At 66.0% G+C, this 24,010-nt stretch carries 27 protein-coding genes; 13 read left to right on the top strand and 14 right to left on the bottom strand.

The genetic code is table 11. The features are described 5' to 3' along the window. The first annotated feature begins 81 nt into the window (after positions 1 to 81). Both ACT4ML_RS08475 and ACT4ML_RS08480 read left to right on the top strand, forming a co-directional pair. Positions 82 to 519, top strand: a complete 438-nt coding sequence (locus ACT4ML_RS08475) for a cupredoxin domain-containing protein (RefSeq protein WP_138245649.1) — start codon at positions 82 to 84, stop codon at positions 517 to 519. Between the two features lie 118 nt (positions 520 to 637). Continuing rightward, the gene (locus ACT4ML_RS08480; protein ID WP_444720460.1) at positions 638 to 943 is read left to right on the top strand and encodes a putative quinol monooxygenase; all 306 of its coding nucleotides are present in this window, start codon (positions 638 to 640) and stop codon (positions 941 to 943) included. Between the two features lie 145 nt (positions 944 to 1,088). On the opposite strand, the gene ACT4ML_RS08485 is transcribed toward ACT4ML_RS08480, so the two are convergent. From ACT4ML_RS08485 to ACT4ML_RS08500, 4 genes are read right to left on the bottom strand one after another with little or no spacing between them, the layout of a single operon-like run. Beyond that, a complete protein-coding gene (locus ACT4ML_RS08485; protein WP_444720461.1) occupies positions 1,089 to 1,730 on the bottom strand; it encodes a 30S ribosomal protein S3ae in 642 nt (213 codons plus the stop codon). Then, positions 1,727 to 2,059: a KEOPS complex subunit Pcc1 gene (locus ACT4ML_RS08490; RefSeq protein ID WP_444720462.1), complete on the bottom strand. Its 333-nt coding sequence runs from the start codon at positions 2,057 to 2,059 to the stop codon at positions 1,727 to 1,729. The genes ACT4ML_RS08485 and ACT4ML_RS08490 overlap by 4 nt, the downstream gene beginning before the upstream one ends. After that, positions 2,056 to 3,288 carry an exonuclease gene (locus ACT4ML_RS08495; protein ID WP_444720463.1) on the bottom strand — a complete coding sequence of 411 codons (1,233 nt, stop codon included), beginning with the start codon at positions 3,286 to 3,288 and terminating at the stop codon, positions 2,056 to 2,058. The genes ACT4ML_RS08490 and ACT4ML_RS08495 overlap by 4 nt, the downstream gene beginning before the upstream one ends. Before the next feature lie 4 nt (positions 3,289 to 3,292). Next, entirely contained in the window at positions 3,293 to 3,766 is a 474-nt protein-coding gene (locus tag ACT4ML_RS08500) for a 30S ribosomal protein S15 (RefSeq protein WP_444720464.1), read from the bottom strand. 369 nt (positions 3,767 to 4,135) lie between these two features. Between ACT4ML_RS08500 and ACT4ML_RS08505 the strand changes: the two genes are divergently transcribed. The 5 genes from ACT4ML_RS08505 (at position 4,136) to ACT4ML_RS08525 (ending at position 9,810) form a co-directional block, all read left to right on the top strand. Next, entirely contained in the window at positions 4,136 to 4,603 is a 468-nt protein-coding gene (locus ACT4ML_RS08505; protein ID WP_444720465.1) for a DUF5793 family protein, read from the top strand. Positions 4,604 to 4,698: 95 nt separating this feature from the next. Next, entirely contained in the window at positions 4,699 to 5,889 is a 1,191-nt protein-coding gene (locus tag ACT4ML_RS08510) for an ABC transporter ATP-binding protein (protein ID WP_444720466.1), read from the top strand. Positions 5,890 to 6,016: 127 nt separating this feature from the next. Next, positions 6,017 to 6,658 (top strand): DUF998 domain-containing protein, encoded by a 642-nt coding sequence (locus ACT4ML_RS08515; RefSeq protein WP_444720467.1) that lies wholly within the window; start codon positions 6,017 to 6,019, stop codon positions 6,656 to 6,658. A gap of 68 nt (positions 6,659 to 6,726) precedes the next feature. After that, positions 6,727 to 7,005, top strand: a complete 279-nt coding sequence (locus tag ACT4ML_RS08520) for a UPF0058 family protein (protein ID WP_006181940.1) — start codon at positions 6,727 to 6,729, stop codon at positions 7,003 to 7,005. Between the two features lie 48 nt (positions 7,006 to 7,053). Next, positions 7,054 to 9,810, top strand: a complete 2,757-nt coding sequence (locus ACT4ML_RS08525) for a DUF7527 domain-containing protein (protein ID WP_444720468.1) — start codon at positions 7,054 to 7,056, stop codon at positions 9,808 to 9,810. A gap of 252 nt (positions 9,811 to 10,062) precedes the next feature. Here the strand turns inward: ACT4ML_RS08525 and ACT4ML_RS08530 are convergent, their stop codons facing one another. Then, positions 10,063 to 10,368 carry a hypothetical protein gene (locus tag ACT4ML_RS08530; RefSeq protein WP_006181938.1) on the bottom strand — a complete coding sequence of 102 codons (306 nt, stop codon included), beginning with the start codon at positions 10,366 to 10,368 and terminating at the stop codon, positions 10,063 to 10,065. 502 nt (positions 10,369 to 10,870) lie between these two features. On the opposite strand from ACT4ML_RS08530, the gene ACT4ML_RS08535 reads away from it, so the two are divergent. From ACT4ML_RS08535 to ACT4ML_RS08545, 3 genes are all read left to right on the top strand, one after another. Next, positions 10,871 to 12,235 (top strand): adenylosuccinate synthase, encoded by a 1,365-nt coding sequence (locus ACT4ML_RS08535; RefSeq protein WP_444720469.1) that lies wholly within the window; start codon positions 10,871 to 10,873, stop codon positions 12,233 to 12,235. Between the two features lie 74 nt (positions 12,236 to 12,309). Next, positions 12,310 to 12,504, top strand: coding sequence for a methytransferase partner Trm112 (locus ACT4ML_RS08540; RefSeq protein WP_006186475.1), 195 nt, complete (start codon positions 12,310 to 12,312; stop codon positions 12,502 to 12,504). A 12-nt stretch (positions 12,505 to 12,516) separates the two neighbouring features. Beyond that, on the top strand, positions 12,517 to 13,107 hold the full coding sequence (locus tag ACT4ML_RS08545; RefSeq protein ID WP_444720470.1) for a DUF7524 family protein: 591 nt from the start codon (positions 12,517 to 12,519) through the stop codon (positions 13,105 to 13,107). A 27-nt stretch (positions 13,108 to 13,134) separates the two neighbouring features. On the opposite strand, the gene ACT4ML_RS08550 is transcribed toward ACT4ML_RS08545, so the two are convergent. The 4 genes from ACT4ML_RS08550 to ACT4ML_RS08565 all read right to left on the bottom strand — a co-directional run bounded on the left by ACT4ML_RS08550 (position 13,135) and on the right by ACT4ML_RS08565 (position 16,163). Further along, entirely contained in the window at positions 13,135 to 13,269 is a 135-nt protein-coding gene (locus ACT4ML_RS08550; RefSeq protein WP_444720471.1) for a hypothetical protein, read from the bottom strand. 358 nt (positions 13,270 to 13,627) lie between these two features. Further along, positions 13,628 to 14,785, bottom strand: a complete 1,158-nt coding sequence (locus tag ACT4ML_RS08555; protein ID WP_444720472.1) for a DR2241 family protein — start codon at positions 14,783 to 14,785, stop codon at positions 13,628 to 13,630. Beyond that, positions 14,785 to 15,702 (bottom strand): CbiX/SirB N-terminal domain-containing protein, encoded by a 918-nt coding sequence (locus tag ACT4ML_RS08560; protein ID WP_444720473.1) that lies wholly within the window; start codon positions 15,700 to 15,702, stop codon positions 14,785 to 14,787. The genes ACT4ML_RS08555 and ACT4ML_RS08560 overlap by 1 nt, the downstream gene beginning before the upstream one ends. 116 nt (positions 15,703 to 15,818) lie before the next feature. Further along, on the bottom strand, positions 15,819 to 16,163 hold the full coding sequence (locus tag ACT4ML_RS08565; RefSeq protein WP_444720474.1) for a BsuPI-related putative proteinase inhibitor: 345 nt from the start codon (positions 16,161 to 16,163) through the stop codon (positions 15,819 to 15,821). A 125-nt stretch (positions 16,164 to 16,288) separates the two neighbouring features. On the opposite strand from ACT4ML_RS08565, the gene ACT4ML_RS08570 reads away from it, so the two are divergent. Next, positions 16,289 to 17,047, top strand: a complete 759-nt coding sequence (locus tag ACT4ML_RS08570; RefSeq protein ID WP_444720475.1) for a DUF2797 domain-containing protein — start codon at positions 16,289 to 16,291, stop codon at positions 17,045 to 17,047. A gap of 31 nt (positions 17,048 to 17,078) precedes the next feature. On the opposite strand, the gene ACT4ML_RS08575 is transcribed toward ACT4ML_RS08570, so the two are convergent. Both ACT4ML_RS08575 and ACT4ML_RS08580 read right to left on the bottom strand, forming a co-directional pair. Beyond that, a complete protein-coding gene (locus tag ACT4ML_RS08575) occupies positions 17,079 to 17,708 on the bottom strand; it encodes a hypothetical protein (protein WP_444720476.1) in 630 nt (209 codons plus the stop codon). Positions 17,709 to 17,889: 181 nt separating this feature from the next. Continuing rightward, the gene (locus tag ACT4ML_RS08580; RefSeq protein ID WP_444720477.1) at positions 17,890 to 18,240 is read right to left on the bottom strand and encodes a hypothetical protein; all 351 of its coding nucleotides are present in this window, start codon (positions 18,238 to 18,240) and stop codon (positions 17,890 to 17,892) included. 133 nt (positions 18,241 to 18,373) lie between these two features. Here ACT4ML_RS08580 and ACT4ML_RS08585 point away from each other — a divergent pair, with 133 nt between their 5' ends. After that, positions 18,374 to 18,757 (top strand): hypothetical protein, encoded by a 384-nt coding sequence (locus ACT4ML_RS08585; RefSeq protein ID WP_138245630.1) that lies wholly within the window; start codon positions 18,374 to 18,376, stop codon positions 18,755 to 18,757. A gap of 114 nt (positions 18,758 to 18,871) precedes the next feature. On the opposite strand, the gene ACT4ML_RS08590 is transcribed toward ACT4ML_RS08585, so the two are convergent. The 3 genes from ACT4ML_RS08590 to ACT4ML_RS08600 all read right to left on the bottom strand — a co-directional run bounded on the left by ACT4ML_RS08590 (position 18,872) and on the right by ACT4ML_RS08600 (position 23,502). After that, positions 18,872 to 20,581, bottom strand: a complete 1,710-nt coding sequence (locus ACT4ML_RS08590) for an ABC transporter substrate-binding protein (RefSeq protein ID WP_444720610.1) — start codon at positions 20,579 to 20,581, stop codon at positions 18,872 to 18,874. A 216-nt stretch (positions 20,582 to 20,797) separates the two neighbouring features. Continuing rightward, on the bottom strand, positions 20,798 to 21,661 hold the full coding sequence (locus ACT4ML_RS08595) for a phosphatase PAP2 family protein (protein WP_138245629.1): 864 nt from the start codon (positions 21,659 to 21,661) through the stop codon (positions 20,798 to 20,800). A 5-nt stretch (positions 21,662 to 21,666) separates the two neighbouring features. After that, complete coding sequence (locus ACT4ML_RS08600; RefSeq protein WP_444720478.1) at positions 21,667 to 23,502, bottom strand: ABC transporter substrate-binding protein; 1,836 nt, start codon at positions 23,500 to 23,502, stop codon at positions 21,667 to 21,669. A 211-nt stretch (positions 23,503 to 23,713) separates the two neighbouring features. On the opposite strand from ACT4ML_RS08600, the gene ACT4ML_RS08605 reads away from it, so the two are divergent. Beyond that, positions 23,714 to 23,992, top strand: a complete 279-nt coding sequence (locus tag ACT4ML_RS08605) for a ribonuclease P protein component 4 (RefSeq protein ID WP_444720479.1) — start codon at positions 23,714 to 23,716, stop codon at positions 23,990 to 23,992. Positions 23,993 to 24,010 lie beyond the last annotated feature (18 nt).

Here is a 24,010-nt window from a genome sequence, read left to right on the forward strand (position 1 = left end):
ACGTGTTTTCGTTTCCACAGGGTCGCCGTTTTCGAGAACTGAACCGGGGCGGTTATACCGCGACTCTCCTAACGGTCACGTATGCAACGGCGCGTCTATCTCGCCGCCGTCGGAACCGCCGTGTCGGCCACTCTGGCGGGTTGTTCGTCCGTCCGCAGCGCGTTCGATGACGACGAGTCCTGCAGCGGAGCGGACTGTTACATCGGGATGACTCGCACCGAGTTCACCCCCGAGAGCCACGAGGTCTCAGTCGGTGACACCGTCGTCTGGAAGAACACCAGCGAGGCCTATCACACCGTCACGGCCTACGAGAGCAAGATTCCGGACGAGGCCGAGTACTTCGCGTCGGGCGGCTACGAGAGTCAGGCGGCCGCCTACGACGCGTGGGACGACCACGGCGGCGAGCTCGGGACGCGCGATACGTACGAACACACCTTCGAGGTCCCGGGCACCTACGACTACTTCTGTATCCCCCACGAGCGAGCCCAGATGGTCGGCGAAATCGTCGTCACCGAGTAACGGACCTGACGCGCCACTGTCTACGGCGTACCGACACCGCCACACCATACCGCGCTGTGGCCCGAGTCCGAACGGTCACGCCACGTTTATCCCTCGAGGAACGCATGTCACTGCCGTAATGATCGTTATTCGCGCGAGCTTTCCGCTCGACCCCGACCGTCGCGACGACGCGCTCGAGTTGATCGAGGATCTCGTCGCCGAGTCCCAGACCGAAGACGGCGTGATCGACTACCGGGCCGCGACGGATGTCTCCGATCCGAACCTCGTCCGGTTCTTCGAGCAGTACGAAGACGAGGCCGCGTTCGCCGAACACGGCCAGAGTGAGCACTTCCGGGAGTTCGCGGCGGCGCTCCCCGACCTCCTCGCCGGCGAACCCGACGTTACCAGATTCGACGTCGAGTCGGCAGAAGACGTCGAGCTCTGAACGCAGGGCTAACTTCACTGCCGAGGGATCGGTTTTCGGACTGTGACTGCGTTCGGAGCCGCGACGCTCTCCGCTCAGCCCGCCAGCGAACCGTCGCAAAATATCGAAACGGTTCTCGAGAAAATTCGAACGATTCGCCGTCGAATCAGTCGCTCGTCGCGACGTCTTCGTCGTCGACGTCGACCGCGGTCGCTTCCTCTTCGGCGACTTCTTCGGGGTGGGCCTCGAGGGTGGCCTTCTGGATCTCGACGCGGCGCAGCGGGTAGATCGTCTTGGCCTCGCCGTAGATACCCGAGGAGAGACGACCTTCGACGACGCTGTCGATGAGTTCCTCGAAGGAGCGCTCCTCGGCGGCCTCTTCGATCATTTGGACCATCTGTTCGCGGATGGCCTTCTCCTGACTCGCGTCGGCCTTCTTGGTCGTGAAGGCGACGGGCTGGATCTGGACGCGGTAGTCGTCCGTCGTGAGGACGGTGACGTAGGCCTCGATCTTGGAGGCACCGCGTCGAACGAGCGAGCGCAGGTAGTCCCGCGTCAGCGAGTGTTCGACGAATTCGGTGTAGGCGCTGTCGCTGCCCACGTCCGTGATCTTGAACGTGAGCTTCGTGTTGTTCTCGCTTGCGTTGTTGTTGAGTTCGCCGAGCGTCGTCTCGAGCGTTCGGCCGTAGACTTTCTCCGGTTCGTCAGCGGGGGTTTCGCCGAGTTCCTGGCGGTCGAACTGCTCGGGTGCCAGAACGGTGTACCACCGCTTTTCCTGTTTCGCACGTGAAACTGATCGTTCACTCATTGTGTTGTATCGTGTTCTGAGTCGCTGTCGGTATCGGACACAGGTCCCGTGTCCGTCGGTTCGTCGCGCTGTACGGTCCGTGCCTGCTCGACGACGTCGATCGCGACCTCGAGGTTGACGACGTAGTCGTCGACCGTCGCTCGGAGTCCGCTCGTCGTCTCGCGGTCGATCCGCGTGACGATCGCGGCTGCGTGGTCGTCGTCTGCCGTCGCTTCGCTTCCGTCGCGTTCGACGGTCGTCGTCATCTCGTCGGTGTTGTCCGGGCTGAGCGCCCGCGCGACGAGTGCCGCGTCGTCGTGGTCCGTCCTGATCGTCGCTCGCCGGCTCATAGCAGGTCCCTCACTGCCGCGATGATCGTCGATTCGTCCACGTCGGGGTCGTACCGAAGGTAGCCGCGCCGGTGGCCGACATCGTACTCGACGCCGGTTCCGGTCTCGGATTCATCGTCCGCCTCCGGGTCCGTCGCTGTCGCCGCGCCCGCGAGTTCGCGAGCGACCCCCTCGACGGTCGCGCCGAGGGAGCCGGCCTCGCGAGTCGCGATGGCCGCCTCGCCGTCGGAAACGGCGAGAACGGTCGGTTCCGGCGACCGGGCAGCCGCCGCGACCCGTGCCACCGCTTCGACGGGGGCGTCGTCGATTCCGACGACGAACAGCCCGTCGTAGCGACCGGTCGACGCCGCCTCGAGGGCCGCGTGAGCGCGGCGTCCGCGCTCGCGCCACGCCTCGAGTGCGGGTTCGCGGACGTCGTGGCCCAGCACGAGCGCCGTGCCCGTTCCGGGGTCGGTCCGTGCCAGCGCCTCGAGCACGTCGGCGAAGCCGCCGAGCGTCGCGAAGGGGGCGTCGGGCGTGGCGTAGGGTCGCAGCGCCCGGCCGATCGTCTCCGCGGCGGCGTCGGTGGCGTCGTCGGCACCGACGGCGTCGAGTGCGACCAGCGAGCCGATCGCGCGATGATCGTCCGCGTCGAGCGCGTCGGGATCACCGGTGTCGGCGTCCGAAAGCGCCTCGCGGGCCGCGTCGGGATCGCCCGACCACGGCGCGCGAAGGCGCGTCGAGTACGCGAGCCCGTCGATCGGGTCCGCGGTCGGCACCGCGACGCCCGGTCGCCGCTCGAGGCGGTCGCGTTCGCGTGCGGTCTCGAGGAGCCACTCGCTCTCGCCCGCACCGGGGTCGCCGCCGCTGGCGACGAGGCCGGCGAGTGCGAGCACCGGGTCCGGCGTCGCACCGAGTTCGCGGACGAGATCGACGGCCTCGAGCGCTGCGGGTCGGTCCGTCGCCTCGAGTTCGAGGACGTGGGCCTCGTCGGCGGCCGCGTCCGCGGCCCCGACGACGACCGCCACGTCGCCGTCGTTGGTCGGCGCTCGAGCGCGCTCGGATCGCTCCGCGACCGTCCGTCCGACGGTCACCTGAAACGGCGTCTCGCGCTCGTCGAGGGCGCTCGCGAGGAGGCCGCTCGCGGCGAGCGCGTCGCCGTCCGCACGGGTGACCAGCCGAACGAAGCCGGCGCTCTCGAGTGCGCTCGTGGCGGACACCGGCTCGGCGGATCGACCCTCGGTGGACATCTACTTACTCGGCGTCTTCGATGAGCTCTCGGGCGAGCTCGGGCGTGTACGTGAAGTCCGGCTCGAGTTCGTCGCCGCGGTAGTAGTCGGCGAGGCGTCGAACCTTCGCTTCGGTGTTCTGCAGGGCGCGCTTGTTCTGGTGGTCCTGCTGGTTCTGCTGGACGTGCTCGCGCAGGCGCACGGCGCGTTCCATCAGGTTCCAGAGGTCCTCGGGGATGTCCGCTCGCGCGTCGTTCTCCTCGAGGATTTCAGTGATCTTCTTCCCGGTCGCCAGCTTGACGTCCGGGACGGGCGTGCCGGTGACGCCTTCGTCACGCAGCTTCATCCCGATCTGACTCGGGTCGTGACCCTGCTCTGCCAGTTCGACGACCCGGTCTTCGATGTCTGCTGGGTCGACGTCGCTCCACTCCGGTGGTTCGTCTGCCGACGGCTTGTCCGAACCGGACGAGCCGCGACGGCGGGTGTGCATTCGTGCCATTGTTGAGGATAGGAATCGCACTGACCGCTCGGGATGCTGTCGAACGACAGCATCCGGCTCTCGCCGTGCACTTCCGCAATCCCAAGCCATCCCAAAGAGCGGATGGCGCAGTCGGATTTGCGGCCGTGCGCTTCCCACCGGTCCTTCCCTCGTCGGGGACTAAAGGGTTTCTACATCGCCGGCACCACCGGTTCGCGTTCGGATACCGATCGGACGACACGTCCACATGCGAGCGGCCGACCCGGGAGACGCGAATCGATGTCCTGCTGGCTGATCGTCCGCCGAGATGACGGCTTGCGAGATTGTTCTGATATCTTACTTATCGTGCGTTACGTTCATACCGCGGGAGTCCGAAGCTACGGGTACGGAATGAGGCGCGAGCACTTCACGTTAGACGTCAACAATATCGACTGGGTCGAAACCGGCGGCGAACCCGAAAAGCCCGCGGTATCGATCGATTTCACCGGCCCGGCGACGATGCTTCGCGAGCGCCTCACTGGTCCCGACGGCGACGTTCTCGAGGCGAACGAAACCGACACGGCCCTTCGATTGCAGGGGCCGCTCGGGGACGACACCACGGGGGTAGTGAGCGTGACCAACCGCGTCACCGGCGAGTTCATCCTCGAACTCAACGAGGACGCCGACGACGTCCTCCAGTTCATTCGAGCGGCACGGGGCTACGGCGAGGACGCCGACGACGAGGGCCGGTACGAGGTTGCAATCACGCTCGACGGCGACCCCTTCGTCACGTACGACAAACAGACGTTTCTCGTCTACGACGACGAGGGGAGTTTGCTCCGTCAGCACAGCCTGATCCCCAGCGGCGTCGAACTGTAGACCCTCACGTTCCCACCGGTCGGGACCGACCGGCAATTATATGGATTTTACGCCCCCGTTCGAGAGTATACGCCGGCAGACGCCGGCGTCGATTCATGGCGAACGGACACCTGCCCTCGACGGTCGAGCACAGCGGACGGGAACCGCCGGCCGGGACGACGGTTCTCGAACTCGAGGACGTCACGAAACGGTTCGGCAGCGACGCCGTTATCCGCGACCTCTCGCTGACCGTCCGCGAGGGCGAACTCCTGACGCTGCTCGGGCCGTCGGGCTGTGGCAAGACTACGACGCTCCGGCTGATCGCGGGCCTCGAGAACCCCGATTCCGGCCAAATCCGGTTACGGGGCGACCCCGTCGCGGGCGACGGTCGCTTCGTCCCGCCGGAGGAACGCGGCGTCGGCATCGTCTTTCAGGACTTCGCGCTGTTCCCGCATCTAACCGCCCGCGAGAACGTCGGTTTCGGCTTACGGAACTGGGACGACGACGAGCGCGAGGCCCGCGTCGACGACCTGCTCGAGCTCGTCGGGCTCGCGGACCACGGCGGGGACTACCCGGACGAACTCTCCGGCGGCCAGCAACAGCGGATCGCGCTCGCGCGGTCGCTGGCTCCGGAACCGGAGATGCTGCTCCTCGACGAACCGTTCTCGAACTTGGACGTCGACCTGCGCGTCGAAATGCGCGAGGAGGTTCGCCGGATCATCAAGGACACCGGCGTCACCGCGATTTCCGTGACCCACGATCAGGAGGAAGCGTTGTCGATCTCCGATCGGGTCGCCGTCATGAACGACGGCGATATCGAACAGACCGATCCCCCACAGCAGGTCTTCCAGCGGCCCGAATCGCGGTTCGTGGCCGGATTCCTCGGCCACGCCACTTTCCTCTCGGGCGAGGTCCGCGGCGACGTCGTCGAGACTGCGCTCGGCGACGTGTACTGCGACGACGTTCACGGGGCGGTACGCCGGTACGACGGGAGCACCGTCGATTTGCTCGTCCGACCGGACGACGTGACGGCCGCTCCCGTCGGTCACAGCGATGGGTCGGCGGCCGACGGCCGCGTCGTCTCCCGGCGCTATCTCGGCCCGACCGTCCGCTACCGCGTCGAACTCGAGGGTGGCGAAACCCTCGAGTGTCTGCACAACCACGCCGATCGGATCGACCCGGACGAGCGCGTCGCCGTCCGACTCACACCCGATCACGACCTCGCGTGGTTCCCTGCGGACCACCGCGAGAAGAACCGGCGAGAAAACGTCGGGACGGACGCGGACGCTTCCGCCGGTACTGACTGACTCTCTTCCCGCCCTGCCACGATGACCGGCCCGTTCGATCGGTAGTCGTCCGCTCTCGCCTATCGGTTCGCGTGGTGTCAGCGTTCGAAACAGTCACGTTGATACGCCGGCACGCACGAGCGACCGTATGGCTGACAGGCGGACGATCGCGACGTACTGCGGGATCGCCGGACCGATCGTTTCGGTGGGCGCGATCGTGCTCGCGACGATCGTCGCCCCGAGCGAGACGTTCACGTGGCAGGGGCGGGCCCTCTCGGATATGGGCCGCTACGGTGCGCCGACGTTCCCGCTGTTCAACGGCGGGCTGATCGCGGGCGGCCTGCTCGGACTCCCGTTCGGCTGGCGGCTGTGGATCGCGAGCCGGAACGCCCTCGAGCGCGTCGGGACAGCGCTGCTCGCGCTCACGGTCGCCGGGATGATCGGCGTCGGCGTCTTCTTTCTCGACCACACGGCCGTCTACCTCGAGACGAGTCTACACGGCTTCGCGGCGCTTTCGGTGTTCGGCGTGGCCCCGCTCGCGGCGTGGGTCTACGGCACCGGGGCGGTGCTTGCCGGCGACGGTCGGCTCGCCGTGGCGTCGTTCTGGCTCGGGAACGTTCACCTGGTCGTGTGGCTGGGCTGGGTGCTGTCGATCGGCAGCGTCGACACCGAGACGTGGTTTGCCGTGCCGGAATTCGTCGCCGCCGTCGCCCTCGGAAGCTGGATCCTGCTGCTCGCGGTCACGCTCCGTCGTCGGGACGACGGCGAACTGGCCGCACCGAACCGCTGAGTGACCCGGTCGGTTTTGCGACTCTCGGCCACACAACGCTTAAATCGAAACCGTTCCTATACGGGGATATGCATAAAGACGAACTCCTCGAGCTCCACGAAGAACTCGTCGTCATCATGGAGTACTTCTCGGAGCGCGAGGAGGTCGACGAAACGCTGTTCGACCCTTACCGTCAGCTCGACGTCGATCCCTCGCACGTCCACAAGTCGAAGAGCGAACACAAACACGCCGTGTTCGTCCTCGGAAACGCGCTGGCGAGCGCGATGAGCGAAGACGAGTTCTCGAGCGCCGGCCGGATCGGCAAGCGCATGAAGGAACTCGCCGAGGACGCAGAGTCAAAAATATAGACGGATTCTAGGCGAAACGTATTTAGTGTGGTTCTCGCTTGTTGAACTATGGACCCGCGCACGCAAGAGCGCGTCGAGGAGTGGGACTCCCGCCAGTTCAGCGGCGGTTTCGATGGCCTCTCCGATCTCGCTGACGCTGATTTCTCGGGTGCCGTCTCGGCGGTCGGCACGTGGCTCTTTATGCTCAACGGCCGAATAATCGGGATCGTCGACGGCGATATCGAGGACTTCGAGACCGCTTCCGGGACACGCTACGAGGCTCCCCATCCGTCGCTGCCGCTACTCTGTGCAATGGAGGAACGCGGCGGCGAAACACGGGCGAAATACTACACGAACGAGACGCCGCTCCGGGAGGTCGACAACACCCTCCAGAGCGGCTCGTTTACCGGCTATATCGAGCTGAGCGAGAACGTGCTCAGCGGCGATTACTACGCCGTCTACTACGGCGGCCGCCGGATGGCCGCCGCCTACATCGGCAACGCCGGGCGACTGCTCACCGGCGACGAGGCGTTCGACCGGGCGGCCGACGAGGTCGGCATCTACGAAGTGACCGACGTCGAGATCGAGGTCACCGACGTGCCGGGGACGACCGACCCCGACACCGGTGACGGCTCCACATCCGCGGACGGGAGCCCCGACGGAGTCGACTCGCGGTCGGAACCGGCCCCCGCCGACGATCCGGGTGCGCCCGAACGGGACGGCTCGAGCGCCGACCCGGCCCCCGATTCGACCGGCTCGTCGATCGAACCGATCAACGTCTCGAGCACCGAGTCGGCCGGTGCCGGCGCGGCCGATTCCGATCCGATCGAGGACGTTACCGTCGACGATCCGTCGTCGTTGGCGTCGGATATCGATCTGACGGGCGATCCGTCGGGGATTACCGCGACCGACGAAACGCCGGCAGAGCCGGAGACGACCTCGGCCGGAATCACCGACGCGGAGCCGGCTGCGACCGATCTCGATCCGACCACCGATCCCGACCCCAGCCCCGAATCGGACCCGTCCGATGACGGAAGCGAACCCCGAGAACAGGGTTCCACCGAACGGTCGACGGACGACAGTCCGGCCGCAGCCGAACGCGGAGACGCGGCCGACTCGAGGACTGACGAGTCCCCCGTCGACGACTCGCCGGTCGGCGAAGCCGCCGGAGCCGATGCCGTCCCGACAACCGGTGACGAAAGCGCTTCGTCGTCCCCCGCCGACGAGACAGTCGAGGTTGACCCGGACGACGCGGCGGCCGTCTCCGATACCGAACCGACAGCGACCTCGAGTCCCGACCTCGCGGAGGTCGAGGCGGCGGCCGAGGAGCTAGAACGGAACGATATCTCCTGGGTCGACGAGGACGGGGACGAGGAAGACGCGGGCGATGACGGGGATGGCGGAGACGATTCCCCGGACCAGTCGGCTGCCGACGACGCCACCGCGACGGCCGACGATGCGAACCCGGACGCGGACGAAGACGAGGGCGACCTCGAGGAGCAGTTCGAACGCGAGGAAGCGTGGCGCGAAACGCGGCGCATTCCCTCGATCGATCCGGACAACAGCGAGTCCGACGAATCGACGGCCTCGAGCGGCGGCCGACCCGGCGGACAGGGGAGCCGATCGGCGGCGGCCTCGACAGCGGCGGACGCGGGGACGGAACCCGCAACCGCTGCTCCATCGGACGGAGCACAGTCCGATTCGAAGACCGCGGCGTCGACGACCGCTGCCGGGCAGTCGTCCGAGACGCGCGAGCAGCGATCGCAGACGCGATCGCGCCAACAGGAGCCACAGGAATCGGGACGGTCCCAGACGGCCGAATCGGCGACCGAACGGAGCCGAGAGGCGGGCGAGGACCGAGAACGGATCGCGGCGCTCACCGAGAAACTCGAGACCTTACAGGAACAACGCGACGCGCTCGTGGAGAAGGCCGAGGAACTCGAGGCCGAACGCGACCGGCTGCGCTCGGAGAACGACGAACTGTCCTCGACGGTCGATCGACTCCAGTCCCGGATCGAGGAACTCGAGACGGAACTGGAACGCGAGCGAGCGCGCACGCAAGATGCAGGGAACGCGGAGTCCGACGGGGTCGGTGGCGGCACCCAACTCACGGCCCAGCAGGCGCTTTCGGGGACGAATCTCTTCGTCCGATACGCCTCGAAGAGCCAGCCGACGCTCGAGAAAGCCCACGACGGCGCCGCCGACCGCAACGATGTCGCGGCGAACCTGCAACTCGAGCACCACACGCAGTTCGACTCGGCCGACGCCGTCGTCGACGGCGACCCGTTCGCGGACTTCCTCGCGTCGTCGATGGAGTACCGATTCGTCGACTGGCTCACCGAGATGCTCCTCTACGAGATCCGCGACACCGGCAACGCGGACGGACTTGGCGACCTCTACGACGCCATTCCGCGGATCGACCGGGCCGAACTCGACGCGACCATCTCGCTCGAGGACGACGACACCGAGGACGTTCCCGATCAGGTCACGTTCGACGTCGTCGCGTTCGACAAGATGGGGAATCCACTGGTCCTGGTCACTCTCAACGATTCGCGGGAGCCGGCATCGACGGAACTACTCGAGGGTCTCGAGGAAGCCGCCTCCGCGGTGAAGGCGAACTATCCGGATCTGGCGGCGGCGATCGCCGTCACCTCGAGTTACTTCGAGCCCGGCGCGCTCGAGGTGGCCGAGCAGGCGACCAGCGGCGGCTTCCTCAGCCGCGGCTCGAAACTCAGTTACGTCAACCTCTCCCGGAAGGAGGGGTATCACCTCTGTCTGGTCGAGTCCCGTTCCGAAGGGTTCCACATGAACGTGCCGGAGCTGTAGGCCGTCGCGCTCGCGATTCTATTCCTCACTCTGTGCGACGGTGTGTCGTCGATACGCACCGCGACTGCCGACCCGTTCGGCTAGCACACGTCGCGATCGGAATCGAGGAGCAGTTGCTCGACAGCGAGCGGAACGGTTGCGAAACGCACGAGCGAGGCGCTATCGCGGCGGAAAACGGCGATGAGAAGTTCGGCATGTTCGCGTCGCGCCGGCTGCCGGTCGCGGGGACGACAATCCGAACTGGGCGAGAGACTACCCTTCGATCTCTGCGACGTCTTCGATCTTCATTCCCTCGAGCTTGTCGACGATGTCGTCGATCTTGCCGTCGAGTTCGTCGACGAACTCGGCGGTGCGCTCGGTCTTGATCGCTCCCTGGCTCGAGGGTTCGATCAGGTTCTCTTCCTCGAGGACCCGAAGCGAGTAGCGGACCTTGTGGTGGGGGTAGCCGGTCTCGTTGGACATTTTGACGATCCCGATCGGTTCGTTCTCGATGACCATCTTCAGGACCTGGAGATGACGTTCCAGCATATCGACTTCCTTCTCAAGTCTATCTATCATGGCATTTGTTAACTTGTCTTTGGACCTTTTAAAAGTTACTCTCGGCGACTGAAAGGTCCACTCTCAACCGGATGATCGTTCCTGTCAGTAGTTAACGTTTCCGATCCCGGTGGTCACAGGGTCTCGCTGGCTCTCTCGAAACCCCGGTGTCAGTGGCTCCACGATCGTGGGGGCACGCGATTTGATGGGACCCACGCGATTGGACGGAACGGGTCGGCGAGGACGATGTCCGTCGATCGCCCGGCGATTCGCGACCGGAAACGGACGGTCGTCGCGGCTCCGTGTTTCGGTCGTTAGCCCTGCTGGTATATATACTGGTAGTTCTTCCGTTTCCCATCCGTGTCGCGATTCGCCCGCCCGGTCGCGACGAATCGAATCCTGGGGTACAGGCGGCAGCTGTCCGAATACGCCGGTCCGGCCGCGTTTCTCGGCGCGCTCGGTCAGTGTCAGCCACCCGTATACCGAAATCTGTTTATCGGCCCGGCAAGAATCCGCCGCTGTTATGACCGTCACTATCGTCGGGTCGCAACTCGGCGACGAAGGCAAGGGTGGGGTCGTCGACCTCTACGGCGACGCCGCCGACGTCGTGGCCCGCTACCAGGGCGGCGACAACGCTGGACATACCGTCGTCCACGACGGTACGAAGTACAAACTGTCGCTGGTGCCGTCGGGAGCCGTCCGTGGCAAGGTCGGCGTCCTCGGCAACGGCTGCGTCGTCAACCCCGAGACGCTGTTCGACGAGATCGATACCCTCCGCGAACGCGGCCTCGAGCCCGACGTTCGCGTCGCCGAGCGCGCACACGTTATTCTCCCCTATCACCGCGCGCTCGACGGCATCGAGGAGGAAGAGAAGGAAGACCTCGCCGCCGGGACGACCAAGCGCGGCATCGGACCGACCTACGAGGACAAGGCCGGCCGGCGCGGCGTCCGAGTGGGCGACTTACTCGACCCCGATACGCTCCGCGAACGGCTCGAGTACGTCGTGCCCCAGAAGAAGGCCCTCGCCGAGGAGGTCTTCGACAAGGAGACCGGCGAGGCGTTCGACATCGATCACCTCTACGAAACCTACCGCGAGTACGGCGAACGCCTCGCCGAGGAGGACATGACCGTCGACTGCGGGACCTTCCTGCAGGACCGGATCGACGCCGGCGACAACGTCATGCTCGAGGGCGCACAGGGTACCTCGCTCGACATCGACCACGGGGTCTACCCCTACGTCACCTCCTCGAACCCGACCGCCGGCGGCGCGACCGTCGGCACCGGCCTCGGCCCGACCGTCATCGGCGACGGCGAGGTCATCGGCATCGTCAAGGCCTACCTCTCCCGTGTCGGAACCGGCCCGCTGCCGACCGAACTCGGCGGCGTCGAGGACCAGACGCCCGACTACGACGCCGAACAGGGCAGCGCCGACGACGAGGAGGAACTCGCGACCTACATCCGCGACGAGGGCGGGGAGTACGGCACCGTCACCGGTCGCCCGCGCCGCGTCGGCTGGCTCGACATGCCCATGCTGCGCCACGCGGCCCGCGCGAACGGCTTTACGGGTCTCGCGGTCAACCACATCGACGTGCTCGCCGGGCTCGACACGGTCGAAGTCGGCCACAGCTACGAGTTCGACGGCGAGGAGATCTTCACGATGCCCCCGACGACCGAGCAGTGGGGGCGCTGTGAGGCCACGTTCAAATCGTTCGACGGCTGGCCCGCGGTCGACTGGGCCGCGGTCGCCGAGGACGGCTACGAGGCCATCCCGGAGAACGCGAAGGTCTACCTCGACTACATCGCCGAGGAACTCGACGCGCCGATCTACGCGGTCGGCGTCGGCCCCGGCCGCGAGGAGACCGTCATCGTCGAGAACCCCTACGAGTAGAACGCGCCGCGTCGGCCGCGCTTCGCTCGCGGCGTTCCCGAAACCTTTTGCTGGAGGCGGCAAGCCTACGTAGTATGAAGGAGTCGTTGCTGGAGATCCTCTGCTGTCCGCTCGACAAACACGACCTGGAACTCGAGGACGCCGAGTACGACGGCGAGGAAGTCGTCGGCGGCGACCTCGTCTGCACCGAATGCGGCGAGGCCTACCCGATCGAAGACGGGATTCCGAACCTGCTGCCGCCGGACATGCGCGAGGAGACGCCGGCCTGAGGCCACCCGACTATGTCCGGGACCGAGGTCACCGTCCACGTCAATCGCAGGGCCGCCGACGAACTCGAGGCGGCGAGCGACGCGCTCGAAACCAGCGAGTCGTTCGCGCTCCTGTTACAGGGCCACGAGACGCCCGCACACGTCCACTGTCGCCTCGGCGGTGACCTCGAACGGATCGCATCGCTCGGTGAAACGAACTACTACGTCGAACCCAACGGCGTCACCGCCGTCCCAGTTACCGTCACCGCGGACGCGATCGACCGGCCCGTCGACGGCCGCCTCGAGGTGCTGACCGGCTACGGGTCCGAATCGGTCTCGATCGCCGTCACCGTCACCCCCGGGCCGCCGGGCGTCGACGTCGACGACTCGCTCGCCGAACCCGCGCGCTCGGAGCCCGAACCGACGGCGCTCGAGCGGGTCGTCGATCAGTTCGCCGCCGTGAGCGGCATCGAGCCGGCGACGCTCGTGGTCGTCGCGCTCGGACTGGTCGCGGTCGGGATCGCGGCGCTGACGGCGGCGACGATCGGCGGCCCGGTCGCAACGGTCGGGACGGGAATCGTCATCGTCGGCGTTCTCGTGGCGCTGTTTCTGCTGGTTCAGTAGCGTAGTGCGGCCAGCGTCGCGTGGTGCTCACGCGACATCGACGACCGTTCGATAGCGTTGCCCGTCGTACCGGCTCGGCGTCTCGAACGACGTTTCGTGGTCGACCTGCGGATCGTGCCCGACGTGGCGGGCGATCAGCTGGATCACCATCCGGAACGCCATCGTGATCCCCTCGCGACCGGGCAGCGAGTCCCAGTTGACGTTCGCTTCGCTGTACGTTCCCGTTCGGGCCGCTTCGTCGACGATCTTCGCCTGACTGCTGGCCAGTCCCGCGGTGTCGAAATCGAGCGGTCGCTCGTCCGGCTCGTCGAGCGCGTCCGAGAAGGTAAGCGTGTAGGTGTATAGCCCGTTTCCTCGTCGCCGAGGCTCGAGCAGCCGGCGATCGCCGGCAGCGACGGCGCCACTGCTGTGGTCACGAGGAAGTCGCGACGGTTCACGATCGGAGTGTGCGACCGCCGGGATACCAAGATTGTGGCCGTCGACGGGTCGGCTGGAAAGGACAAGCGGGGGCAGCCGGCCGTCAGTCGTCGACCTGCGTCGCCTCGAGGTTCCCCTCGTCGTCGAACCGCTTGGATCGCAGGTACCGCGCCCGATAGCGGTTCGCGCCGTCGTTGACGTCCGCCTCGCGGATCTCGTCGGTGCGGCCCTCGGCGACGGCGTCGATCAAGTCCTCGAGCTGGTTCAGTTCGCTGGTGGTCAACTCGAGTTCGTAGGTCCGTTCCTCCTCGGACTCGAGGATGGCCCACTTGCGGGCGGCGGCGATCACGAGCGAGCAGGGCTCGCGACAGGGGAAGGGACCGTCGCCGCCGTCGGCGTCGAGGTCGTCGCCTTCCTCGTACTGCCACTCGCGGCGGCGCAGACACTGGGAGTCGACACAGCAGGCCTCGGCCATCCACTCGACGGCCTCGCGCGGGAGCTCGTCGATCACGTCGTAGATCCCCGTCTGTCGCTCGGCGGTCTCGAGCCAGTGGTCGATATCGAGGTTCCCCCGCAGCTCGCGGTGCCAGTTAGCGACCGTCGCGGGGTAGAAGAACTCGACCGTCTCGACGAGGTCCGCGCCCGAGAGGCCGGTAAAGGCCCAGCCACCGGGCAGGGTCGGCGCGGTCTTCAGCGGCCGGTAGCGGCCGTCCTCGTCGTAGGTCGCGAGTTCCCGCGCGTCCCGCGGGTCGTCGTAGACCTCGAGGTCCGCGATGTCGCTGTCGGCGTCGTCGACGTGCCACAGGTCGTAGACGCGCTCGCCGTCGGGGTCGTCGACGTCGACGAACCGGGCCGTGATCGATAGCTGGCCCCACTCGCGGTCGATGCCGTCGCGGAGCGCGCGGTACCGTTCGGGGACCGCGAGCGGCTCGGAACCGTCACCGTGGTCGCTCCACGGCCCGGTCGTCGTGTCGCCGTCCGCGGTGTCGGCGAGCGGCGCTCGCTCGCACCACCGGAGGAACGCCCGGCGTGCGGTCCCCTCGCCGCCGACGGTCTCCTGCCAGTAGCGCCAGTTCGTGACGTACTCCTCGATCGACTCGAGCGCGCGCCGGCAGTCGGCCTCGTCGAGGCCGGTCCACTCGTTCGCCGGCGTCTCGAGGGCGTATTCCCCGTCAGTTTCCGCGACGCGCAGGCCGTCGAACGCGACGCCGGTCGACGCGCGTTCGAGCAGGGTCTCGAGGTCGTCCGTCGATGCCGTCATCAGTCACCCGCGCCCGCTCCCGCGTTCGGTTCGGGGCCGGACTCGGCCCCGCTCTCCGCGACCGACGCGGCGAGTTCGCGGACCGCCTCGCGGGCGTCGCCGATGTCGGCCCCGGCGTCGGCCGCTCGCTCGAGGAGGACGTCGGCCAGCAGATCCTCGGTGCCGACCGCGCCCGTGTACCAGATTTGGTGGCCGTCGACCTCGCTCGGCACGTCCCATCCGAGGCGATAGTCCTCGGTCAGCCCCATGTCCTCGGGGATGTCCTCTTGGGTGTGGTAGCCGTCGGCGATAAAGAGCGGCACGACGACGATGTCCTCGCTTTCGAAGTAATCAGTAACGTCGTCGACCTCCGGCTCTTCGTCCATGAACAGCGCTTTGGCCTCGTCGAAGCGGTCCATCTCGCGGATGCGCTCGGTGTGGTACTCGATGGCCTTCGCGGAGTTCTCGTTCCGGTCGGTGCCGTGGCCGACGACCGAGAGGCCGAACCCCTCGCCGACGTCCGGATCGCCCGTCGCGGTCTCGGCCCGCTGGACGATCACGTCCGTCATGGCGTCGTGGGTGCCGACCGGCCCGCAGTAGTGGATCGTCTTCCCGACGTCCTCGGCCTCGAGGGTCGCCTGTGAGGCGCTCGTTCCGTCGGAGTCCCACTGCTCGGGGTCCCAGTCGTCGAGGCGCAGTTCCCGCGGGATGACCTGCTCGGTGAAGTAGCCCTCGCTGATAAACAGCGGGACGACGAACACCTCGTCGGACTCGAGGGTGCGGATCACCTCGCGGAAGTGCGGTTCCTCCTTCCAGAACGCCTCGCGGACCTCGTCGAACGCGCCCGTCTCGCGGATCGTGTCCGCGTGGGCGTAGGTCGGATCCGAGGCGTCCGGATTCAGGTGCGATCCGTGTGCCGCGATGACCAGCGCTTGCATGCCCGCGGCTTAGGATGGCGACGGTATAGGGACTTCGCTGTCGGCCCTCGTCGCCGGCTCCGACGACGGCGTCTTCGGTCTTCTACCCCGCAAAAGACGGGTATCGCGGGATGTCGTCACGACGGCACCGAAACGTCGGCCCGCGCCGCGCAGTGCTCGTCCTGCGCTCGCAACTCCGCGACCGCGGTGTAGTCGCCCGGCTCGGGATCGGACCACTCCGCCTCGTAGGTCGTCTCCTCGCCCGGCGCGAGGGCGTCCGAACTGAGCACCTGCGCGAACATGCGCCCCTCGCTGAACCGCCAGACCTCGTTGCCGTCGTTCTCGAGCACGAACTCCGCCTTGCACGCGTCCGAAAACTGGAGGTCGACCGGCTCGTCGCCCGAGTTAGTGACGGTGAACACGAACATCACGGCGTCTCTGGTGCCGTCCGCTGCCGTCTCGAGCGAACCCTCGAGGCTCATGGGCCGGGCTTCGTGGCGGTCGCGGATAGGTCTTTTCTGCGGTCGCCGGCGGGCGACGCATCCGAGCGGGACCGCCACGACCGGAGAGCGCTACGTCTATTTGCGCCCGGTTCCAATCCGAACGCGTGCAACTGGTCGGCTACCAACCGAGCGGCCGGGGATCGGCGCTGCTGGTCAGCGACGGCAGCGGCGAGGTCGAACACCGCCCGCTCGAGGCCGGCGACGACCTCGCCTACTCGCTCGGGGAGCGCCACTGCGCCGGCACCATCGACGACGAGGGCGAACACGTCGCTTGCGACCGGCCGTCGACGCCCTACTGCGACTACCACACGAGCACGTGGGTCTGTGCGCGCTGTACGGGGACCTGCCTGAAAGACGAGATGGACTGCCACGAGGAGCACGCGGTCTACATCGCCGCGTTCGCCCCCGACACGTTCAAAGTCGGCGTCACGAAGCGGTGGCGGCTCGAGACCCGACTGCGCGAGCAGGGGGCCGATCGCGGGGCCCACGTTCATACGGTCTCGAACGGAAAAATCGCCCGCGAACTCGAGGCCGAGATCGCGACCCGACTCCCCGACCGCGTCCGAACCGGCACGAAGGTCGCCGCACTCGGTGCCGCGGTCGACGAGGCCGGCTGGGAGGCCGCCCTCGAAGAATTCGATGTCATCGACACTCTCGAGTTCGACTACGGACTCGGCCTCGAGTCCCGCCCGGTGCGCGAGACCATCGCCTCGGGAACCGTCGTCGGCGTCAGGGGTCGACTGCTGGTCCTCGAAAACGGCGGCACGACCTACGCCGTCGACATGCGCGACCTCGTCGGCTACGACCTCGAGGTCGGTCAGGCGGATCGCGACCTCCAGTCGTCGCTGGGATCGTTCGGGTGAGCGCGGTCGCGTTTTCCCGTCTGCGCTGCGGTCAGCCGGACATGTACTCGAGTTTCGTATCGCCCGTTTCGCCCCAGTTCTCCCGTTTCCGTTCTTCGACCCCGTACTCGATACTGTAGGGCGTTTCCCGACGCCAGTCGTCCGCGGCGAGGTGCGCCCGGACCTCCCGCGCGGCGGCGTCGTAGCGAGCGCCGCGGTGGAAATAGTCGTACTCGAGGTCGATGACGTCTAAGTGCGCGTGTACCGCGGCGCGGTCCGCGTCGACTTCCCAGACGTGGACGTGGTTCCATTCGTCACCCAGCCGCGGCCGGCGAACCGAGACGTCCGGGGCGACGAATTCCTCGCCGTCGCTGTCCCACGCTCCGGCCTCCGAATCCGGAAAGACCCGTGTCCAGCGCGGGTTCTCGAGGCCGGTGAACTCGTCTTCGATCGCGGCGAGCGCCGCACGCTCGCCGGGGACGGTGACGTGCATATTGATCGGCATCGTGACCGCCCAGCCGTCGCCGTCTGGCTGGTAGACACACCGGGGAAAGACACTCTCGCGGTCCGCCTCGGGGACCGACGACGGATCCGCCGCTCCGGTGACGACGCTCGCTCCGCCCGCGGACGCCAGCGCAGTTCCGATGCCGGCGATCGCTTCTCGTCTCGTTGCCCGCGTCATCGCCCGGCAGATCGTCGGTCCGATAGCGTTCGGTCGGGTCGTCGGTGCGTGCGCCTGACCATGCTGACTCAGTCTGTGCCGATTCGGCGACGCTCGTTACAACCGTTCGGCCTTCACACTCGTGGTCGCGGCGTCGACGGCGAGCACTGTTCTCCGCTCGCTCGAGTACGTCTCGCGGGGATTACGGCCCGATCCCCTCGACGGGGACCTCCGTCTCGCAGTTCGGACACGAGGCGTGCTCGTCCGACCCGGTGTACGTCCACGTCTTGCCACAGTCGTGGCAGGTCAGTTCGACCGACTCCGACGACTCCTCGGCGTCGGTTTTCAGCCCTCGAAGCCGCGAGACTGCGGTCGCGAGATCGTCGATAGCGGTCTCGTCGACCGGAACCTGGTACCGGTGCTCGTCCGCGTCGGCCGTCGCGTCACCTCGACTCGAGACGAGCCAGTAGTCCGCCGGGTCGCTATCGGTCGCGTCGACGATCGCGTACGGTCCCTCGCTGACGATCGGCTCTCGATCGGAGCGGTCGGTCATATGGCGGCTACCAGCTCAGGTCGGGTCGGTTTTGTGCAAGCATTGATCGCCGCGCGGGCACCGGAGAGCGACGGTCAGCGCCGACATCGAAAACATGGCAACCCTTTTCCCTCACGCAACGGAATCCGATGGTATGACGGACGAAAACGAATCACCCGACGGAGACGCAGGCGACGACAGCGAGGAGAAATCCTTCCGCGAGCGGGTCGAGGAGATCCGCGAGAAGCGAGCCGAGGAAGGCGAGGGCGAGGGTGAGGCCCCCGAGAGCCCGTTCGGCGGCGGTGGCGGCCCCGGCGGCATGGGCGGCGGTGGCAACCCGTTCGCACAGATGATGGGCGGCATGATGGGCGGCGGCCCCGGCGGCCCCGGTCCGGGCGGCCCGGGTGCCGGCCCCGGCGCTGGCGGACAGGACGAGAGCAACGAGGAACTCGTCCGCGAAGTCCGACAGATGCGCGACGAAATGCGCGACCAGACCCGCGCGCTGAAGCGCATCGCCGACGCGCTCGAGGACCAGTAACCCGCTTTCGTCCCGCTTTTGCCGGTTGCGATACTCGCGTAGCGGTAGGTGTATCGGTGACTGTAGCGAGAACGGTGAATCAACTGCGACTATCGGCCGTCGCCGACCGGCGACTCACTGTCTGGCTTGAAGCCGCCCTTGGTCGTCATACCGGAAGCCGGCGTCTTCGAACGCGATCTTTACTGCCTCGACATCGACCTCCCCGTCCGTTCCCAGAAACGGCATTTCGGGATCTCTGTCGTCCCATTCGAGACTCTCGGGAACCCAGTCGCCGGTAACGGGGGTCGCGATGGGACGAGCGTGGCCGTGGAATACGTCGTCGCACAGCCACTCCTTGTCGACGAGCTGTGCGATGATCTGCCGGAATCGGGGGTTGCTAAACGGCGCTTTACGCGTGTTGAATCCGAGGAAGTAAAACGACCACGACGGCGACTCGAGTAACGCCACGCTGTCGGATTCGTCGACGCCGTCGATCGTGTGAGCGTCGAGCGGGAGGCTCGTTACGTCGGCCCCGTCCTCCTGGACGGCTTCCGCCACCGTCGTGCTGCCCGGATGAATCGTGATCGGACAGTCGCCGACCGTCAGTTCCGGGAGGTCAACGCCGAGTCTGCGTGTGAAGTGGTCGTCGAAGCGCTCGAGTGTCAACTGGCCGCCCTCGGTCCGGCTTTCGAACTGGAAGGGACCGCTTCCGATCGGCGGGACGTTGTCCGTGACCACCGCCTCAGTGGTGCCTTGCGCGACGCTGGGGCCGCCCGGTCCCGGCGTCTCGGTCGCGTACTCGTGCCAGATGTGTTCGGGGAGTATCGGGACGAGGAGCGCGCGTTCACCGACCGCTTGCGTCGTTTCGATCGGGAGTTCGACGTGGTGGTCGGTACGGATCGAGATCGACTCGACATCGACGGCGTCGACCTGCCCCCGATACATGGGAGCGGGCGATGGCGCATCGCGATCGTCGAGCGACGTATCCTGCAGGAATCGATACGTAAAGGCGACGTCTTTGGCGGTTACCGGTTTGCCGTCGTGGAACTCGCACTCGTCTCGGAGTCGGACATCGATCGTTCCGTCGTCCCACTCCCACGACTCCGCGAGCCACGGTTGGATCTCGCCGTCGCCGTTCTGCGTCGCCACCGAGTCGTACAGCAGGTCCATGATCATCCCGCGGCGACGATAGTCGGCTGCGATCGGATTGAGGTTCTCCGTCGGTCTGGCGTCGGTGTGGCCGACCCGAAGCGTATCGACGCCCGCGGACGGCTCGAGGCCGAGATAGCCGTGGCGCGTCGCGAGGTGGCCCTCGCTCCAGCCGTCGAACCGATCGGTCCTGACGACCCGGTGTTCCTCGGGGAGACAGATCGGAACGAACGGCTGTTGGGTCGCGATTTCCTCGAGAACCGCTGTGATGGCCTCGCGACGCGTCTCGCCCTCGGCGTTGCGTTGCTCCTCGAGGAGGTCGTCGATATCCAAGTTGGTGAATCCGAAGGGATTCTGCCAGCCGGATTCGTCGGCGTACCGCGAGTACAGCGCCTCGTAGAGGAAGTCGGGATCGGTCCCGCCCGGGTGACGACCGATGCAGATATCGAACTCGTGGTCGTACAGTACCGTCCGACGGAAGTCGATCTCGGACCGGATGTCGAGGGAGACGTCGATCCCGACGGCCTGGAAGTTTTCCTCGAGGCGACGGGCGATCTGGACGTTCTGCCTGTCCGAATCGGCCGGAATCGTCGTGATCGCTACGGAGAGCTGGTCGATGTTGTCCGGCATGACGATATCCCGGAGCCGGAGACAGCCGCTACTCGAGACCGTCAGCCCGGCCGTCGCTGCCAGCATCGCTCGCCGACTGCAGGTACCGCTGTCACCGCCGGGGTTGTCTCGGTTCGGGGCGGCCGATCTCCCGTTCATTTCGTTCGTTTCTCATAGTTGAAGAGCCACGATATAACAGTATTGTGCTCTTCCGACGCACAGAAACGCAGCCGATCGCCGTGCTGAACGGTGATTTGCCGTCCACGGTAGCTGCCAGCGACTGCGACCGATCACGACAGACGATCACTCGTCTCGGTCCAGCCACGGTAACCGATCCTCGATCTGGGGGAACCGGTCACCGAGTTCCTCGGACAGCGACCAGCGCCCGACGAGGCGATCCGAGAGGACGACACAGAGGGCCGCGAGAAGCAACCCGCCGGCCACGTCGATCCCCCAATGGATCCCGAGGAACATGGTCGAAATCGCGACGCTGGCTGCCAGCACGACCGCGACTGGGAACCACTTCGGAAACGACGAGCGAGTCATCGCCGCGAACGTCGCAACGGTCGCCGAGAGCGAGGTGTGAAGCGACGGGAAGACGTTGGTGTTGCTGTTGACTTCGCGAGTGAGGTACTTGTACTGCGGATTGGTGTCGTACAGCATCGTTTCCGCGACTTCCGCCGGCATCAGGTTCCGGGGTCCGTACGCGATGACGAAGATGTACAGCACGAGACCGATTGCGTAGTTGAGTGCATACGCCGTCAACAGCCGCCGAAACGTCCGCGTATCCGAAAGCGTAAAGTACGCTATGATCGGGAAGATCAACAGGAACGTATAGCCGTAGACGTAGATCGCCGAGAAGTACGCCGTCGTCTCGGGGTTTGCGATGGACTGGAAGAGCAGGATGAACTCCCCTTCGATATTATAAAAGCTCGAGGTGAGATGGAGCCCGATCTCCCGGGAGAGCCGCGGCGCTCGTTGTCTGGCGATCCGATTGATCAGCAACACCACGAGCAAGACGGCGATGGCCGGGGCGGCGGTCCTGAGTCGCGTTCGCCACTCCGATCGTGTCCGTACGAGGCGCTCACGACCGATGAAGATGGCTATCGATATCGGTAACAGGATACCGATGACGATGACGAGCTGTGTCAGCACCTCGGCGAGCATCGCTCCTAGTTGCCTCCAAGCAGCCGTCCGTTATCATCGTGTCGGAACCCGGCTCGCTCGAACGCCAGTTTCGCGACTTCGACGTTGAGGCTGCCGTTAGAGCCGGCAAACGGCGTTACTGGATCCTCTCCGTCCCACTCGAGGGCGTCCGGTACCCACTCGCCGGTCAGCGGTGTCGCGACGGGCGTCGCGTTCCCGTAGAACACCTCCTCGGTGATCCCCTTCTTATCGAGTAACTGGGTAATCGCTCTGCGGAAGTGGGGGTTGCTAAAGGGTTCGTTGCGGACGTTAAAGCCGATGTGATAGAACATCCGCGATTGCGTTTCCAGTCGTTCGACGCTCGAGGAGTCGGGGATCGCACCGAGCGAGTACGCGTCGAGCGTCGACGCCGTCACATCGGCACCACCGTCGGCGACCCGGCCGATAGCGGACGGACTGCCGGGATCGACCTCGAACAGGAGTTCCGAGACGGTCGGCTCGGACAGGTCGGCGATCGGGTCGGCGAGATCGATGTCCTCCCGGAGCGTAAAGTGCTCCTCGAATCGCTGCAGTGTGAGGTGTTCGTCTTCGCTCCGACTGTCGAACTGGAACGGACCGCTGCCGACGGGTGGGATATTGGTCATCGTGACCATGGCCCACTGTCCCTGCGTCGGGTCGAACGAATCGTCGTCTGCGCGCCGGTTGACCCGTTCGCTCCAGACGTGTTTCGGCAGGATTGGGACGGTAAGCGCCCGTTCGGCGGCCGCTCGACCGCCCGTGACAGTCATCGTCAGCTGATACTCGTCGTCACCGACGGCGATCTCGTCGATCGTATCGGCGTGGCTTCGGTACCGCGGTGCTGGCGACGGCATCTGAGACAGCGTCCACGACGTGTCCGTTATGAACCGGTAGGTGAACGCGACGTCCTCGGCGGTCACCGGCTCGCCGTCGTGGAACTGACAGTCCTCCCGGAGCGTCACCGTCGCAGTCAGCGACGGCTCGTCCCGGTCCTCGTCACCGTTCGATTCCGATTCGGCTGCCGGCTCGGACCACTCCACCGACTCGGCGAGCCACGGATAGAGGGAGCCGTCGTGCTCGGTCAGCAGCGAGTCGTAGAGCAGATCGATGATCGTATCGCGCTCCCGAAACACCGCCGAGATCGGATTGAGGTTCCGCGTCATGCGGCTGTCGGTCACGAGCGCGTGCAACTGATCGGTGTCGTCGGTCGGCTCGAGTCCCAGATAGCCGTGTCGTGACGCGAGCACATCCTGTCGCTCGCTCCAGCCGTCGAACCGATCGTTGCTGGCGACGCGGATCTCGTCGGGGAGACAGATCGGCTCGAAGGGCTTTTCCTGTGCCAGTCCCGTCAGGAGCGATTGGACGTGTCGCTTCCGTTCGTCGCCGTCGGCTCGGCGCTGGTTCTCGAGGAGGGTGTCGAAGTATATGGCACTGTACCCGAAGGGGTTCTGCCAACCGGATTCGTCGGCGTACCGCGAGTACAGCGCCTCGTAGAGGAAGTCCGGGTCGTAATCGGCGGGGTGGAGGCCGACGTAGATGTCGAAGTCGTGATTGATCAGCACCGACTCCAACAGCTCCGACCGCGACCGCATGTCCAGTGACACGTCGATGCCGACCTTCTCGAGGTTGCTCTCGAGGCGACGGGCGATTCGGATGTTCTGTCTGTCCGCGTCGGCCGGAACCGTGGTGATGGACAGCGAGACTTGGTCGTCTCCGTTCTGATCGACGACGCTTCGGACACGATTGATACAGCCGCCGGTCGTGACAGCAGCACCGGTCGCTCCGGCGGCGAGGAAGGAACGTCTGCTAACGCCGTTGTCGGACGGCGTGGGGGGCCAATTCATAACGTTGTGTAACACCTCATTTCAGTTAATATATAACAATATTGCGTACTACAACCCAATACGGGGTACCATAAAGAATCTTTTCACTCGATAGCACATTCGCCTCAACTGTCGACTGGTATGATATTAGCTGACAAGCCCCTCGAGAGGCGTCGGCGAATCCGCCTCGCCGGAGCGCAACATCAATAGGCCGACCGACGAAAAGGTCGGTATGGACGTCGCCGCTGAGCGGATCGACCGCCTACACGACCTCGCTCGAGCGGCGGCAGCGGACGGCGACGACGATCGTGCCCGGTACTACGTTCGTCTCGCGCGACGGGTCGCGGAGCGAAATCGACTGACGCTTCCCCGGGAGTTTCGACGGTTCACGTGCGATCGGTGCGACGCGTACCTTCGGTCGGGCGCGAACGCTCGCGTCAGATTGCGGGACGGTCACGTCGTGATCACCTGTGACTGCGGCGCGCACGCCAGATACCCGTACGACGACTAACGCCGATTCCTCTCAGCG

The organism is Natrinema sp. LN54, assembly GCF_052439245.1.
Classification (GTDB): domain Archaea; phylum Halobacteriota; class Halobacteria; order Halobacteriales; family Natrialbaceae; genus Natrinema; species Natrinema versiforme_A.